The sequence below is a fragment of the Frankia canadensis genome, from assembly GCF_900197875.1.
Classification (GTDB): domain Bacteria; phylum Actinomycetota; class Actinomycetes; order Frankiales; family Frankiaceae; genus Frankia; species Frankia canadensis.
This window is the reverse complement of the sequence record NZ_FZMO01000081.1, coordinates 1-14,750: the sequence shown is the minus strand read 5'-3', so window position 1 is coordinate 14,750 and position 14,750 is coordinate 1. Positions and strand designations below refer to the sequence as shown.

The following is a 14,750-nucleotide window of genomic DNA, read 5'->3' as shown; positions in this document are numbered from 1 at the left end:
GCCGCCTCACCCCGCGACCCGCCCACGATGCGCGGCGGTCGGGCGCCGGTTGGGCCGCCGGGGCGCCGACACCGGGCAGCATGCGGCCGACCAGCGCGCCCTGCGCCGTCTGGATGTGCTGCATGAGGCGCACCGGCCAGCCGCGGCGGCGCTGCACCCGGCGCAGGTCGCGGGGGCGGACCCGACCGTCACGCAGGCGGGCGGCGAGCAGGTTCGCGGTCGCCACCGCGTCCGCGACGGCGTAGTTGACGCCGACCCCGCCCGCCGGCGACATGGCGTGCGCCGCGTCGCCGATGCACAGCAGTCCGGGGCGGTACCAGCGGACCAGCCGGTCCACCCGGACGACCAGCGTCTTCACCTGCTCCCAGTCGATGATCGTGGCGACCACCGGGGCGAGGACCGGGGCGACGGCGGCGATGTGCGCGCGGAAGGCGGGCAGGCCGTCGGCCCGCAGCCGGTCGAGGGCCTCCTTGCGGACGACCAGCCCGCACTGCCAGTACTCGCGGCGGTCCAGGGTGATGAGCGCGCTGCCGTCCCGGACGTGCGCCAGGGTGAACGTCGCGTCGCCGGGGCTGTCGCCCTTCGGTAGCCGGAACCACAGCACGTCGAACGGCACGCCGCGGGTGCGCACCGGCAGCTCCGCCTGGGCCCGGATGATCGAGTGCCGGCCGTCCGTGGCCACCACCAGGTCGGCGGTGAGCTCCGCGTCGCCGCCCGGTCCGCTCGCCCGCACGCCGACGACCCGCCCGCCGTCCCAGAGCAGGTCGGTGGCCCGGGTCCGCATCGCCAGGCGGAACGTCGGGTAGGCCGCCGCGTGCCGGGCGAGGAAGTCCAGGAAGTCCCACTGGGGCATCAGCGCGATGTACGAGCACGGCACGTGCATCCCGCGGAAGTCGACGAAGCGCCGCGCGCGGCCGTCGACCCGGATGGTGAGGTCGTCGGCCCGGGTGTGCGGGATGCGCAGGAACTCCTCGAGCAGGCCCAGCTCGTCCATCACGGCCATCGTCGACGGGTGGATCGTGTCGCCGCGGAAGTCGCGGGCGAAGTCGGCGTGCTTCTCCAGCACCACCACCTCGACGCCGGCCCGGGCCAGCAGCAGTCCCAGCATCATCCCCGCCGGCCCGCCGCCGACGACGACGACGCGCGACCCGGACAGCCCGGTTGTCTCCATCACGGCTCCCCTGACCTCGTCGGGTGACGCCGGGGTGGCTCCCCTCGTGGGCCGTTCTGCCCCGTTGACGACCACTCACGCCGTCAGAGCCAGGCGCCGCGGACCGCCCGGCGCGGGTCGGCGGCCAGGAATCCGAGCGTCGTCCCGTCGAGACCCCGCGGCGCCTGGAACAGGCGGCGCTCGGCCGGCCCTGACGGTCACGGCGCGTAGATCCGGGCGTGCGCGGCCCGGACCGCGGCGCGGCGCACGGGGCCGAACGTCCCGGCCGTGCGCAGGGCCACGCGGGCGGCCATCGCGCCCGGGCCTCCGTGGACGCCACCGCCCGGGTGCGCGGACATCGACGCCAGGTAGAGCCCGCGCACCGGGGTCTCCGGCCGGCCCAGGCCCGGCACGGGCCGAAACATCAGCTGCTGGTGCAGCCCGGCGGTGCCGCCGTTCAGCGCGCCCCGGTGCAGGGCGGCGTTCGCCGCCTGCAGGGCCAGCGGGGACTGGACGTCCCGGCCCACGACGCGATCACGGAAGCCGGGTGCCATCCGCTCGATCCTGCGTTCCGCCCGGTCCGCGAGCCGGGCGACGTCCTCGGGCCCCCAGCGGCCGGTGATCTGTTCACCGCCGGCGTCGGCGCGCGGTTCCTGCGGCACGTGGAAGTAGGCCCAGGCGCTCTCGGTGCCGGCGGGTGAGCGGGTGGGGTCGGCGGTCGTCATCTGCCCGATCACGAGGAACGGGTCGTGGGGAATCGTCCGGCATGCGAGCTGCGCCGACATCAGCGTCAGATCGTCCATCGTGCCGCCGAGATGGACCGTGCCCGCATCCGCGCACCGCGGGTCCGACCAGGGGATCGGGCCGCGGAGCGCCCAGTTGACCTTGAAGGTCGAGTTGTCCCAGTGGAACCGGGCGAGATCATCGAGCAGTCGGGCGGGTAGCTGCTCCGCGGCGACGAGGTGCCGGTACAGGGACACCGCGTTCACGTCCGCGATGACCGCACGCCGGGCCCGCAGCGTGCTGCCGTCCGCCAGCCGGACGCCCTGCGCCTGGCCGTCGCGGACGAGGACGCCGGCGACCGGCGAGGCGGTGCGCACCATTCCACCGCGGACGCGCAGGCGGTGGACCAGCGCCGCGGTGAGCTGGCCCGCGCCGCCCGTCGGGACGGGGTAGCCCACGTCCTGGCCGAGCATTGTCAGCAGCCAGCCGAACAGCGCCGACCCGGCCGCCTCCGGGGCGAGGTCGGTGTGCAGGGCGTTGCCAGCCAGCAACAGGCCCGCGCCGTCGCCGGCGAACTCCTCCTCCGCGAACCGGCGCACCGGAAGGGTGGCGAACCGGGCGAACCGCAACGTCCCCGCCGCTCCCAGCGCCCGGGCGAACCGGGTTCCGGCGCGCACCGGCGGAAACGGCACCCCCACGAGCGCCTCGACCAGCGGTTCCCGGACCGTCCGCCAGCGGTCGAACAGCGCGCGCCAGGCGGGCCCGTCCGCCGCCGCGTAGGAGGCGAGCGACTCCGCAGTGCGGTCCAGGTCCGTCGACAGCACGGCGCACCTGCCGTCCGCGGTGGGATGGGCGAGCACGCTCGGCGCCCGCGACCAGCGCAGGCCGTGCTCCTCCAGGCCGAGCCCGCGCATCACCGGGGACGCGGCGGTCAGCGGATAGAAGGCGCTGAACAGGTCGGTGACATACCCGGGTGCGACCGCTTCGGCCGACCGGCAGGCGCCGCCCGGCTCGTCCGCCGCCTCGCACACGATGACGTCCCACCGCGCGTCCGCGAGCAGGTTCGCCGCCACCAGCCCGTTCACCCCGGCACCGATCACGATCGCGTCGGCCACGGCCGCCCTCCAGCTCAGGTCCCGGCCGCCCCGCGACGGCCCTCACGGGGCGGCGGCGAGACATCGTCACGGTCCAGACCGTCCATAACCGTTTCCTACCCCCGTCTACCTCATCGCCGGCGGCACGGGAGGCGGGCGCGGCTCGGGCACGACGGGTTCGGCGATCCCTCCAGCCCCACCAGCGGCGCGGCCGCCGGCACCTGATCGGCGCGTCAGCCGGGGGTGACGGCGTTGCGGACCGCGTCGACGGCCTTCTCCGCGGCCTGGCCGATCCTGTGGACGGTGGGGCGGCCAGCCGGGTGGGCGGCGCCGGCAACGCGGCGGTCGCCGGGGCCGCGCTCGGCGCCCGGACCCGGCTCGCCGCCGTCGTCGGCGACGACCCGCGGAGACACCTCACCAGGATGCACGACACATAGGAGTCATGCGATTACACTCCGCGTCAGATTTGCGCCCGTCCGAACGAGGAGTACTGGTGATGGCCGCACTGCCGAGGACACGCCGTCCGTGGAGAACGGGAGCCAGCGCGCTCGTTACCGCCGTCGTCGGGTGCACCGTCGCGTTGACGCCGACCGCGGCGTTCGCGGGACAGGCCGCGCTCTCACCCGGTCACGGACCGGCGGGCGCCGACGTGCCCCCGCCGGCCTCCGGCGCCCGGGTGGCATGGGCGTGGGGTGCGAACTGGGCCGGCCAGCTCGGCAACGGCGGCCGGATCGACGAGCATCGCCCCTTCCCGGTCGCCGGGGTCGACAGCGTCACGGCGATCGCCGGCGGGTCCTCCTCCGGCTACGCCCTGCGCCGCGACGGAACCGTCTGGGCCTGGGGCGCCAACCGTGTGGGCCAGCTCGGCGACGGCACCACCACAGATCACGCCACGCCCGTGCGGGTCGAGGGCCTCACCGAGGCGACCGCCATCGCCGGCGGCGACGAGTCCGCCTACGCGTTGCGCCGCGACGGCACCGTCTGGGGCTGGGGTCTCAACATCGCCGGCCAGCTGGGCAACGGCACCACCACCGACAGTTCCACACCGGTCCAGGTCAACGGTCTCCACGACGTGACAGCCCTTGCCGCCGAGACCTGGACCACCTATGCCCTGCGCCGCGACGGCACGGTCTGGGCCTGGGGCAGCGGCGGCAACGGGCAGCTCGGCAACAACACCGCCACCGCCAGTTCCACTCCGGTGCAGGTCAGCGGACTGACCGGGGTGAGAGGCATCGCCGCCGGACGCGGCGCCGGGTACGCGATCCTCGCCGACGGCACCGTGCGTTCCTGGGGCTGGAACTACTTCGGCGGTCTCGGCGACGGCACCACGACCGACAGCAGCGTGCCCGTCCAGGTCAGCGGGCTGGATCAGGTCGTCTCCCTCGCCGCCGGATGGAGCTCGGCATACGCCGTCCGCCGGGACGGCACCGTCCGTTCCTGGGGGTACAACGGGGCCGGCCAGCTCGGCGACGGCACCACCGTCGACCGGCGGGCACCCGTCGAGGTCGAGGGGCTCGGCGGCGTGCGCGCCGTGACGGCCGGCGAGTACTGGGCCCAGGCGGTGCGGGTGGACGGCACGGCCTGGGCCTGGGGTGCCAACGACCAAGGCCAGCTCGGCGACGGCACCACCACCACCAGCTTCACACCGGTTCAGGTCGCCCTGCCGGTGCCCGTCACCGCCCTCGGCGCCGGCTTCCAGACCGGGTACGCCCTGGGATCCGCCCGGCCGCGCCCGGGACACGGACCCGGCCGGGGCGCGCCGTCGGCCCGGCTGTCCGTCACGCCGCCCCGCGGCTTCGCCCCGACCCGCGTCACCGCGAACGCGGCCGGCTCAGCGGCCGGCGCGGCACCCCTCGTCTCGTACACGTTCGACTTCGGCGATGGCACCATCGCCGGACCCGGTTCCAGCCCGACGGCGACCCACGTCTACCGCACCCCCGGCAACTACCGGGCCACCGCGACCGTGACCGACAGCACCGGCGCCACCGGCGGCCGCACCGTCACGGTGCCGATCGAGGCGCCGACCGGGCCGGGCATCTTCTGGGAGTCGGCCGCCGTCCCGCCGGGCTGCAACCACTGCACCGCCATCAGGATCATCAGCACCGGCACTGCCCCGCTGGAGATCAGCTCGGTCACCGCGGCGGAGAACAGCACCGCCGCGGTCACCAACGAGTGCCCCGCAACGCTGCCGGTCGGCGACTCCTGCGTCGTCTGGTGGACCACCATCGACGGCCGGCCCGGATCGAACAAGAACATCACCGTCCATCACAACGCCCCTGGTGGCGTGACCACCATCTCTCCCGGCGGCGACGAGGTCCGCTGACACCGCGATCCCCTGGTGCGGCCCTCGTCCGGTCAGCGGTTGCCGGGCATGGCGCTCACCTGACCGAGGACGGACTCGCTGTCACCCTCGACGCCAGGTCGCCCAGGCTCACAAACCAAACGTCACGATCCCCAGCGACCGTACTGCCGGGCGGCGTTCGGCGCCGTGGTGCACGCGAGGGCGCGGGGCTACTCGGCGGCGAGGACGGCGCCGGCCTCGGTGCCCTGGCTGGGGGGTCGGGGAGCGGCGCCGGCGAGCAGGTCGCGGATCTCGGTGAGCAGGCGGGCCTCGTCGCTGATCGCGGGCTCCGCCTCGGGCTGCGGATGGCCGCGCCGGCGCAGGTCGTTCGCCTTCGCGATCGGCAGGACGACGAAGAAGTAGACGGTTGCCGCGACGATCATAAACGTGACCAGGGCGTTGAGGAAAAGGCCGTAGCGGAAGACGCTGTGGTGGATCGTGAACCGCAGGCCGGCGAAGTCCGGCTTGCCGCCGATCGCGGCGATCAGCGGCGTGAGCAGGTTGTCGACCAAGGCCTTCACCACGGCGGTGAAGGCGGTGCCGATGACGACTGCCACCGCGAGGTCGACGATGTTCCCCCGCATGAGGAACTGCTTGAACCCGGTTAGGCCGGGACGGATGAGTCGAGTGGTCGGTTCGACCACTCCCCGGCCACGGTCGACGACCTTCCTGAAGCCGAACACGGACTACTCCTTAGCGCTTCCGACGGGGACCTGGCGGTGGGGCAGCGCCCCGAACCGGCGCCGAGATCAGCACCGCGTTCCGTTATCTCCGACCGAAGGCGGATGTAACCCGCCTCGGCCCGCCCCGGGCACCGCGCTGGCACCCACTGGTGCTCATCGGAACGCTTTCGTAGCGTCGCAGGGTGATGACGGCATCGCCTAAAGGGACCCGACCGAACAGACACGAGGAGACGCGAGACTGATGGCCACCTTGCTGTTCGCCATGACCGGAGCCGCGTACTGGACGTTGCGGGATGGCACCCGCCATGCCACCGGCTACTGGGCGGAGGAGTTCGCCGCCCCGTACCGGACGCTCGCCGCGGCCGGCCACCGGGTCGTCGTCGCCACGCCCGGCGGGGCGATCCCGACGGTGGACATGATGAGCCTTCGCCCCGACCTGGCGGGCGATGCGCGGACCGCCCTCGACCTGGAGAACGTCATCCGTTCCGCGGAGGAGATGCGCAGGCCGATCCAGATCCGCGACGCCCGTCTGGCCGACTATGACGCCGTCTACTTTCCCGGCGGTCACGGGCCGATGGAGGACCTGTGGAACGACGCGGACGCCGGCCGGCTGCTGACCGCGGCGCTCGCCTCCGGCAAACCGCTGGCCGTCGTCTGCCACGCCCCGGCCGCGTTGCTCGCCACCCGGATTCACGGCGTCTCCCCCTTTGCCGGCTATCGGGTCACCGGCTTCACCAACGACGAGGAAAACGCCGTGGGCCTCGGCCCGAAGGCACGCTGGCTGTTGGAGGACGCCCTGAACGACCTGGGCGTCCACTTCACCCGCGGCGAGATCTGGAAGCCCTACACGGTGGTCGACCGCAACCTCTACACCGGGCAGAACCCCGCGTCCGCCGCCGTGCTGGCGCAACGGCTGCTGGCGGTACTGTCCTGAATGGACCGCAGAGCGCCGATCATCGGCGAGCCCGCAAACAAAACGACCGTCAGCCGGTCCGACGAGATCAGGGGCCCACCCGCGCCCGTTCAGCCACCCGACCGGGCGCGGGCGCCAGCCCCCGCATCTTTCCCCCGCCCGTGCGTTCCCTGCCGGCCGCCGGCCGCGTCTTCCTGGCCTTGCCGCCCTCGCCGGCATCGCCGCCCCCACTGGCATCGCCGCCCTCACTGGCATCGGCCTGCTCCTGGTCGCCGTTGCCGGCGTCGGAGCGTTCCTCTGTGCCGCTCTCCTGCGACCCGGCCTCGGTGCGCTCCGTGTCCTCGCCGGCGGGCGCACCCTCGTCCCCGGAGGTGTCCCGGTCCTGATCCTCCAGATCCTTCCGCTGCTCCTCCTGGCCCTCCTGTTCCTCCTGGCCCTCCTGGCCCTCCTGGCCCTCGAGCTCGTCGGGCTGGGCGACGACCTTGCCCTCCTGGATCTCGCCGCGCCACGAGCCGGTGGCCTCGTTGCGCATTGTGATGAAGCGCCGGAAGTGCTTCAGGTCGAGACGGGCTCGGCGCCCGCCCGCGCGCCAGATGTTGCCGGTCTTCTCGAAGAACCCGCTCGGGTAGTACTCCATGCTCAGCAGCAGGCGCGTGAGGTCGTCGGCCAGCGGATGGAAGGTGACGACGCCCTTCGTCGACCCTTTGGCGCCCTGCGCGGTCCAGGCGATCCGGCGGTCGGGGATCTGCTCCGTCGTCGTCCCCTTCCAGGAGCGCCGCGACTTGAAGACCTTGATCCGCCAGTTCTGCTCGGTCTCACTCTTCGCGTCGACGCCCTCCACCCCCTTCATGAACCGGGAGAACTGGGGGAACTGGGTCCACTGGTCGTAGGCGACCGACACCGGCACGCCGACGTCGAGCGCCTCCTGGATGTTCGTCACCTTCTGCTGCCCCGACCGCTGCTTGGACTTGCCGCGCCGGAACAGACCCCTGATCTTGTTCTTGGCGGAATCCATCGCGGTGCCGGCTGCCGCCCGCATCGGCGACTGTCCCTCGGCGATCCGCTTCGCCCCCCCGAGCAGCGCGGAGCCCTCGCCGCCCTCGCCGCCTCCGCCCAGCTTCTCGGCGCCGGCGGTGACGCGCTTGCCGAGATCTCCGGCCAGATTCGTGGCCTGTGCCTTGGCGAGATCCTTCGCCTCCTGGCGGAGCCGCTCGCTGGCGGGGCTGTGTCGCAGTGCGTCCAGCAGTCCCGTCGGCCTGGTGCCCGTCGCCTCGGTCATCACATCTCCTTCCGGCCTGCCCGCGGCTCCCGCGCACGTGCCTGACGACCGGCGGGGGCACGCTCCGGTCCGGCGTCCCTGGTCCTGGCCGCGGGTGCCGGCTCCGCCAGCTCGTCCTCGCCCTCGCCCTCGTCGCCCTTGCTCTGCTCGCGCTCGTCCCTGGCTGCCTCGCTCTCGACGCCCTCGGCGGCCCCACCCTCGGTGCCCTGTGCGGTCTCGAACTCCTCGCTCTCGGCAGCCTCGTCCTCATCGCCGTCGGCGGTCTCGCCCTGGTGGCCCCCGCCCCCGGCGTCCTGTTCGTTCTGGCCGTCTTCGGCCTGGTCCTCCTCGTCCTGCTGGTACTGCTCGTCCTGGGGGGTCTCGTCCTCGGCGCGTTCGTCCTCAGCGCCCTCGCCCTGGTCGCCGGCCGCGCGCCCGCGGCTGGTCACGGCGCCCGCCACCGCTGACACCGTCCCGGTCGCGGCCTTCCCGACGCCACCGAGCTTCTTCTTGGCACCGGCGACATCTTCGGCACCGCTCTCCTCCCGACCGTTGCCCCCGGCGTCGGGGACGAGGCGGCTCAGTCGCCCGTGGAGGCCGTCGGCGAGGCGTTCCGCCTGGGCCTCGTAGGCCGACAGCAGCGCCTGGCGCACCGCGTCGGCCGCCGGGCCGCGCAGTTGCGCGATGATCTGCTGCCCCTCCTCGGACCGCAGCAGCGTCACCACCTGGTCACGCAGGATGTCCTGGGCGTTGTATTTGCGACCGGTGAGCCACATGGCGGTGCGGACCGCGAACTTCGCCTTCTTGGTGCGGCCCAGCAGGTATCCGCCGACGAGCGCACCCGCGATCTTCGCGTTGCTCACGACTCCTCACCTTTCCCCTGGTCGGTGCGATTGGTTGGATCTCCCCAGCCCCACCGCCCGGTGCCGGCGAAGGTGTCCCCGGCTGCCTCCCCTGGACGACCCGTCCAACCCGCCTGTGGGTCGTCCTGGGCCACCCGGCCGCCGAGTTCGGGAGGCAGGTCGACGAAGCTGACGGCCGGCAGCGGGCCGACCTGCTCGATCACGAGTTCGGGATGCGCGACGCGGGCGCGACGCAGGGCGGCGCCGAACTCCGCCACGTCCTCGGTCGCCACCATGAAGGCCCAGCTGAGTACGGGATCCTCGGGGCCGCCGTGGCGCCGGCGAGACCGGTCGGCGCGCGCCAGCGGCCGCAGCAGCGCCAGGACGTCCTCCGCCTGCGCGATCCGGCGGGCGACGACGAGGTCGGCGACGCGCTCGCCGAGACGGATCCGGCTGTCCAGGTCGGCCGGGATGGTGGTCCCCGCCAGCGCAGACCCGGGAAGCACGGCGGCGAGTGCGCTGCGCTCGTCCTCCTCCGCCTCCACGCGCAGTTCGACCACACCGTCGATGGCGTCGAGCCGTTCGGGCAGCATGTCCCCGACCGGTGCCAGGACCTCGTTGCGCACCGACTCCTCGTCCGGCGCGACGGTGCCCAGCCGCATCGGCAGCACCGGGCCGGCCTCGAGCAGGAGCCGCAGGATGTCGACATGCCGCATCGCCTCCTGCTCGCCGAGGACGCCGAGTCTCGCGGTCGCGCTGACGGCCGCCGCGAGCGGACCGAGGCGGACCAGATGGACCGGGCCGCCCGGCTCGCCGAGGCCGACCGGCGCGGGCTCAGGCTCGGGATGATCGACCTTCGTCACGCCGTACACGATCACGGACATCTCACGCCTCCCGTCCGCTGCGGCGTTCCGAGGGCACGCGGCGCTCGTCCTGGGCTCGCCTGCGGGCCGGCTCGGTCTCCTGGTCGTCGACCGACCCGCTGGCGCCGGACAGCGAGTCCCGCAGCGCGCCGACCACGTCGCCGCCGGCGTCCTTCAGGCCGCCGAGCGCCCCCTGGGTCGCGCCCTTCGCCTTGTGCCGCGCGGTGCCGTCGGTCACCTCGTGCATCAGCCCGGGCAGACCCGCCACCTGTTCCTGTGGTCGCAGATCGAGCCGGTTCACCGCCTCCGCGAACCGCAGATAGGTGTCGACGCTGGCGATCACGATCCGGGCGTCGATCGTGAGGATCTCGATGCCGACCAGCGCCACGCGCACGTAGGCGTCGATGACGATGCCCTTGTCCAGCACCACGTCGAGGACGTCGGCGAGCCCACTGGGCTGCGGGGCCCGGCCGACGGGGTGACTGACGACGCTCATCGCGAGCACCTCGCCTTCAGCGAGACGACATCCTCTGGCGCGGCCGATGGCCGCTGGTGGGACGTCTCGGCTACTCCGGACGTTTCGGTTGTTGTAGACGTTGTCGCCGCGGCGGTCTCGGCCGGTTCGGCCCGGGCGGCGCGGTCGGCGCGGTCCCCCGCCGCGGGCGACGCGAACGAGCGCGCGCCGGGGGGCGCGGGCGCGCCCAGGACGTCGCGCGCGAGGGAGACGGCCTCGTCCGCGTCCTGATCGGACAGCGCGAGCGAGGTGCGCAGCCGTTCGATGCTGCGCCGGACCTCGATCAGGCTCCGGCCGAGGTCCTCGACCTGGTCGTCCGAGAGGTCGCCGCCGTCCATCCGCCGGATGGCCTGGCGTTCCAGCAGCTCGCGGAGCAGCTCCAGGACGGCCACGACGAGCTGGCCCAACCCCCGGCCGACGTCCTCGGGGTCCGCATCGAGCCGCAGTGCCTGGCGCCGCTCGGCCCCGCCCCGCGCCGCGGGCCCGCGCGCCGTCATGGCGGTGTGCCCATCATGACGGCCTCCCGGGCGCGGACGCGGACCCGCCGGGCGAACCGCCGCGGCGGCCGCCCTCGATCGCCGTCTGGACACCGACGAGCAGCAGGCGCAGATCGACCTTGAGCAGTTCCACCCCTGCCAGTGCGACGACGACCTGCCCGCTCACGACAGCGCCGCTGTCCACCAGCCGGTCGAGCAGGTCCACCAGTGCCTGCCCCTGTGGGGGAGCCTGCGCCCGTGGGGTGGGCTGTGCCCGCGGGGACGCGCCGGGGACGTGGTAATAGGTGCCGCCGGCCGCCGGGGCGGCCGCACGTGCGCGGGGCACGGCCGTCGGATCAGCCATCGCCGGCCTCCGCTCCGCCCTGGCCGGTGGCGGGAGCACCTGGCGCGCCGACGAGACCGGGCACGGCCGGCGAGCCGATGACGGCGGGCACGTCCAGCGGGTCCAGGGCACCGAGCGTGACGTCGACGAACGAGTACGGCGGCCACGGGCCCGTCAGCTCCGCCGCCAGCCCGGCGGCGCGCACCTCGTCGACCGCCCGCCGGGCAGCGTCGAGGAAGGCTTCCTCCCGCGCCGTGTCCACCAGGTAGGCGCGGTCGAACAGGCGGCCCGGCCGCCGCCCGCGGGTGGTCGCGTCGCGTGCGTGCGCGCAGAGCGCGTGATCCACCCGGTCGAGGAGCTGCGCGGTCTGGACACGCTGGCGTTCGGCCGCGTGCAGCGACGCCCGGCGTGACGCGAGGTACTCCGCCCCCGCGCCGCGCCCGCGCGCTTCGCCCTCCGCCGCGTCCTGCGCCCTCGGCGGGCCGGTGGGTTGGGGCCGGCCTTCCTCCCGCTTCGCAGGGCTGTCCCGGCCGGCGTCACGCTCGACGCGCAGCCCCCATTCGCGGGCGCCGCGGACGGCGGCGAGCAGCGCGGTGAGGCCGCCGTCCGGATCGTCGAGGACCTCGGCGGCGTGGTCCGGCCCGCGCAGGACCGTGCCGAAGCGCAGCGGCAGAACGCTTCCGCGTTCCATGAGCTCCCGCAGGACGGCATCGTGGCGCTGCGCGAGCGCCGCCAGCCGGCCGGACTCGCTCAGGTCCTCCTCGATCCCCTCCAGCAGGCCGACGTCGATGTCCGAGACGACCAGCGCGAGCCCGTCGCGGGCGATCGTCCGCGCGGGGCCGGCATCGTCGTGCAGGCGCGTGATCCCGCCGACGTCCACCCCCGCCGGCGCCACGCCGTACGCATACAGGCCCGTGCGCACCGCCGTAGTGGCTTCCCGCGGCGCGGGGGCGCCGTCGCCGCCGCCGGTCCTCTCCTCGGCGACAGGTTCGGCGACGGGTTCGGCGACGGAGTCCTCGGCGGTCTCGGTGACCGGCTCGGGCGACGGGGTGTCGACGATCGGGGGAGGTGCCGAGGCCATGATCTGCGCGGCGATCTCCGTGGCGAGCCGTTCGGCGATCCGACGACGGGCGAGCTGCTGGGCCTCGGGCACCGCGTCGGCCAGCACGCCCGGCGCGAGGCGCCGGCCCAGCTCGCTCAGCGGGTTCGTCATCGCGCTCTCGCCGCCCCGGCCGGTCGCTCACCATCGGCGGCGGGTGCCGCGGGCTCGGCCGCGACCGCACGTCCGGTGGCGGGGATCGCCGCGTCGTCGTCCGACGCGGCCTCGAGGGCGTTCAGCCGAGCTCGCAGGCGCGCGTTCTCCGCGCGCAGCTCGCGCGGGCTGCGCGCCCGCACCTGACCCTGGCTCTCCGGCGGGAGATCGCGCTGGTCGCGCTGGTCGTCGGACTGTGCCTCGCGGGCCCGCGACGAGTAGAAGGGATCGGTCGTCCACCAGTCCAGGCCCATCTCCCGGGCGGTGTCGGCCGAGGCGATGAACAGCCGCAGCTTGAGGGTGAGCAGCTCGACGTCGAGCACGCTGACCACCACGTCGCCCACGATCACGACGCCCTTGTCGAGGACGCGTTCGAGGACGTCGGCGAGGGTGTCGGTCCGGGTGCCGCTCCAGCCCCGCAGCGGCGCCGATGGCGAGGCTGTCGCCATGGGCCCACGACTGCCCCTGACCGCCGGATTGGCGGCGGTCGCGGCGATGTCCGGTCGTGCCATGGTGACCCCGTCGGGGAGCTGGTCGCGTCGAGGCGCTGCTGGGTCCGGCAGCGTTCCCAGGTCGTCGTTCTCCGGTCATGCGGTGCGGGTCGCGCCGCCGGTCCTGGTCCGTCAGCTGTCGGTCGCGCCGCGCACGAAGCGCCGCAGACGCTCGTAGCCGATCAGGCCGCCCTCGTCGTCCACGTCGATGCGGTAGGTCGCCACCACGCTGGTGGTCGAGGGGATCCGCTCCAGCTCGACCACGTCCGCCAGCACCGACCAGCCCTCGTCCGTGCGCCGCACCCCGGAGACCCGTTCGGGTTCCTGGCGGGAGACGGCGGCGAACTGGCGCAGTGCCGCGGGCAGGATGTCGGTCACGTCGGACCTCCCCGTCCGAGGCGCTGCCCCGGGACCGGGCGGGTCGTCGGCGGCGCCCATGAGCCACCCGCCGTCCTCGTCCGAGTTCGTGGGTACGCGACGGCGCGGTCGCCGTCACGGCGGGGGCACGGCGTCGAAGCCAGGGCCTTAGACCTCAGGCCCTTCCCCGCCGGTCCGCCCCGAAACCCCGGGCCGGGGCCGCCCGTCAGCCAGGCCCGCGCGGTGGTTTGGGACGGGCCGGAGGGGCATGGCCGAACAGGAGGACAGCCGCGCCCAACAAGGAGGATCTCGTGACCAGGACCGAAGCGGACGCCGAGCGAGCCGCGGCCGCCGGCCTTCCCGAGGACGATGTGGTGGGCATCCTGCTCACCCAGCACGCCCGCATCCGCGACCTGTTCGCCGAGGTGCGAACCGCCACGGGTGAGCACAAGGAGCGGGCCTTCGACGAGCTGCGGGCGCTGCTCGCCGCGCACGAGACCGCGGAGGAGATGATCGTGCGCCCGGTCAGCCGGCAGTCCGACCGGCAGCTGGCCGAGGCCTGCAACGAGGAGGAGCACAAGGCCACCAAGATGCTCAGCCGCCTGGAGAAGATGGACGTGCACAGCGACGACTTCGCCTTCGAGCTGGCGCGGTTCGAGCAGTCCGTCTCGGAACACGCCGAGCACGAGGAACGCGAGGAGTTCCCCCGGCTGCGCGCCGCCCGCCAGGAGGAGCAGCTCGAGACCATGGGCCGCCGGCTGCGTACCGCGGAGCGGTTCGCCCCGACGCACCCGCACGCCTCGACCGCGGGCTCCACGACCGCGCAGTGGACCGTCGGCCCGATCGCCTCGATCATCGACCGCGTCCGCGACGCGGTCCGCTGACCGCCATCAGGGCCCGCTGACCCGCGTCAGGGCGTGCGGCCACCCCCGTGGCGAGGTCGGCCGCGTCCTCGAGCGGGCCGCCGGAAGCCAGCGGCGGGGCCTTCCCGCCCGCGCGGTGGCGCAGGGCGATCGTACGGCCCCAGAAGGTTCCGGCTCGCAGCGCGGATCATCGGGCCAATGGGGGATCCCGCCGGTAGGAAAGTCCTGACCGGCACCGGGCGGCGCGTTCAGCGCCGCGTCGTGTCGCACCGACCGCGCGGACCAGAGCGACCTCCATCACAGGTCAACCGGGAGTTACCGTCGCGAACACGGCGAGACCCACGCGGTGACAGGAGCATCAGCGTCGGTGAGCTCTGCATGCCTTCACGCAACGGTGGGGCCGGCGGTCAGGCCGGGGCGTCGAGGTGCGGGCGGGCCGCTGTCAGGATGTCGTGAATGGTGCTGGGGGTGACGAACAGGGCCTCAGCCATCTCCCGTTCGTCGGCGCCGGCGGACTGGCGGGCGAGCACCTCCCAGTGCATGGCGTTCCAGAATCGGGCATCACCCAGCCGTGTCACCCGTTCCCG

Annotated in this window: 17 protein-coding genes; 3 read left to right on the top strand and 14 right to left on the bottom strand. The window is 74.0% G+C overall.

Translation table 11 applies throughout. From position 1 onward, the window contains the following. The 3 genes from C1A33_RS08870 to C1A33_RS34725 all read right to left on the bottom strand — a co-directional run. The coding region (locus C1A33_RS08870; RefSeq protein WP_101831040.1) for an FAD-dependent oxidoreductase at positions 1-1,171 on the bottom strand (1,171 nt) is incomplete at its 3' end. Between the two features lie 197 nt (positions 1,172-1,368). Continuing rightward, entirely contained in the window at positions 1,369-2,988 is a 1,620-nt protein-coding gene (locus tag C1A33_RS08865; protein WP_101831039.1) for a phytoene desaturase family protein, read from the bottom strand. A 212-nt stretch (positions 2,989-3,200) separates the two neighbouring features. Beyond that, the gene (locus C1A33_RS34725; protein WP_165818298.1) at positions 3,201-3,395 is read right to left on the bottom strand and encodes a hypothetical protein; all 195 of its coding nucleotides are present in this window, start codon (positions 3,393-3,395) and stop codon (positions 3,201-3,203) included. A gap of 68 nt (positions 3,396-3,463) precedes the next feature. On the opposite strand from C1A33_RS34725, the gene C1A33_RS08860 reads away from it, so the two are divergent. Then, a complete protein-coding gene (locus tag C1A33_RS08860) occupies positions 3,464-5,290 on the top strand; it encodes an RCC1 domain-containing protein (RefSeq protein WP_101831038.1) in 1,827 nt (608 codons plus the stop codon). 188 nt (positions 5,291-5,478) lie between these two features. On the opposite strand, the gene mscL is transcribed toward C1A33_RS08860, so the two are convergent. Next, positions 5,479-5,991, bottom strand: a complete 513-nt coding sequence (mscL, locus tag C1A33_RS08855; RefSeq protein WP_101831037.1) for a large conductance mechanosensitive channel protein MscL — start codon at positions 5,989-5,991, stop codon at positions 5,479-5,481. Between the two features lie 241 nt (positions 5,992-6,232). On the opposite strand from mscL, the gene C1A33_RS08850 reads away from it, so the two are divergent. After that, positions 6,233-6,925, top strand: a complete 693-nt coding sequence (locus tag C1A33_RS08850; protein WP_207770226.1) for a type 1 glutamine amidotransferase domain-containing protein — start codon at positions 6,233-6,235, stop codon at positions 6,923-6,925. Positions 6,926-6,992: 67 nt separating this feature from the next. Here the strand turns inward: C1A33_RS08850 and C1A33_RS08845 are convergent, their stop codons facing one another. The 9 genes from C1A33_RS08845 to gvpO all read right to left on the bottom strand — a co-directional run bounded on the left by C1A33_RS08845 (position 6,993) and on the right by gvpO (position 13,321). Beyond that, complete coding sequence (locus C1A33_RS08845) at positions 6,993-8,183, bottom strand: SRPBCC family protein (protein WP_101831035.1); 1,191 nt, start codon at positions 8,181-8,183, stop codon at positions 6,993-6,995. Next, positions 8,183-9,025 carry a hypothetical protein gene (locus C1A33_RS08840; RefSeq protein ID WP_101831034.1) on the bottom strand — a complete coding sequence of 281 codons (843 nt, stop codon included), beginning with the start codon at positions 9,023-9,025 and terminating at the stop codon, positions 8,183-8,185. Before C1A33_RS08840 ends, C1A33_RS08845 begins: the two co-directional genes overlap by 1 nt. Then, on the bottom strand, positions 9,022-9,888 hold the full coding sequence (locus C1A33_RS08835; RefSeq protein ID WP_101831033.1) for a GvpL/GvpF family gas vesicle protein: 867 nt from the start codon (positions 9,886-9,888) through the stop codon (positions 9,022-9,024). The genes C1A33_RS08840 and C1A33_RS08835 overlap by 4 nt, the downstream gene beginning before the upstream one ends. Before the next feature lies 1 nt (position 9,889). Continuing rightward, complete coding sequence (locus tag C1A33_RS08830) at positions 9,890-10,363, bottom strand: gas vesicle structural protein GvpA (RefSeq protein ID WP_101831041.1); 474 nt, start codon at positions 10,361-10,363, stop codon at positions 9,890-9,892. After that, positions 10,360-10,878: a gas vesicle protein K gene (locus C1A33_RS08825; protein ID WP_101831032.1), complete on the bottom strand. Its 519-nt coding sequence runs from the start codon at positions 10,876-10,878 to the stop codon at positions 10,360-10,362. Before C1A33_RS08825 ends, C1A33_RS08830 begins: the two co-directional genes overlap by 4 nt. Positions 10,879-10,891: 13 nt before the next feature. Next, a complete protein-coding gene (locus tag C1A33_RS08820; RefSeq protein WP_101831031.1) occupies positions 10,892-11,221 on the bottom strand; it encodes a gas vesicle protein in 330 nt (109 codons plus the stop codon). After that, on the bottom strand, positions 11,214-12,413 hold the full coding sequence (locus C1A33_RS08815; protein ID WP_101831030.1) for a GvpL/GvpF family gas vesicle protein: 1,200 nt from the start codon (positions 12,411-12,413) through the stop codon (positions 11,214-11,216). Before C1A33_RS08815 ends, C1A33_RS08820 begins: the two co-directional genes overlap by 8 nt. Then, the gene (locus tag C1A33_RS08810; protein WP_243407337.1) at positions 12,410-12,964 is read right to left on the bottom strand and encodes a gas vesicle protein; all 555 of its coding nucleotides are present in this window, start codon (positions 12,962-12,964) and stop codon (positions 12,410-12,412) included. Before C1A33_RS08810 ends, C1A33_RS08815 begins: the two co-directional genes overlap by 4 nt. A 111-nt stretch (positions 12,965-13,075) precedes the next feature. Then, complete coding sequence (gvpO, locus tag C1A33_RS08805; protein ID WP_243407336.1) at positions 13,076-13,321, bottom strand: gas vesicle protein GvpO; 246 nt, start codon at positions 13,319-13,321, stop codon at positions 13,076-13,078. A 290-nt stretch (positions 13,322-13,611) separates the two neighbouring features. Here gvpO and C1A33_RS08800 point away from each other — a divergent pair, with 290 nt between their 5' ends. Continuing rightward, a complete protein-coding gene (locus C1A33_RS08800; RefSeq protein ID WP_101831027.1) occupies positions 13,612-14,184 on the top strand; it encodes a hemerythrin domain-containing protein in 573 nt (190 codons plus the stop codon). A gap of 386 nt (positions 14,185-14,570) precedes the next feature. On the opposite strand, the gene C1A33_RS34720 is transcribed toward C1A33_RS08800, so the two are convergent. After that, the coding region (locus tag C1A33_RS34720) for a hypothetical protein (RefSeq protein WP_207770225.1) at positions 14,571-14,750 on the bottom strand (180 nt) is incomplete at its 5' end.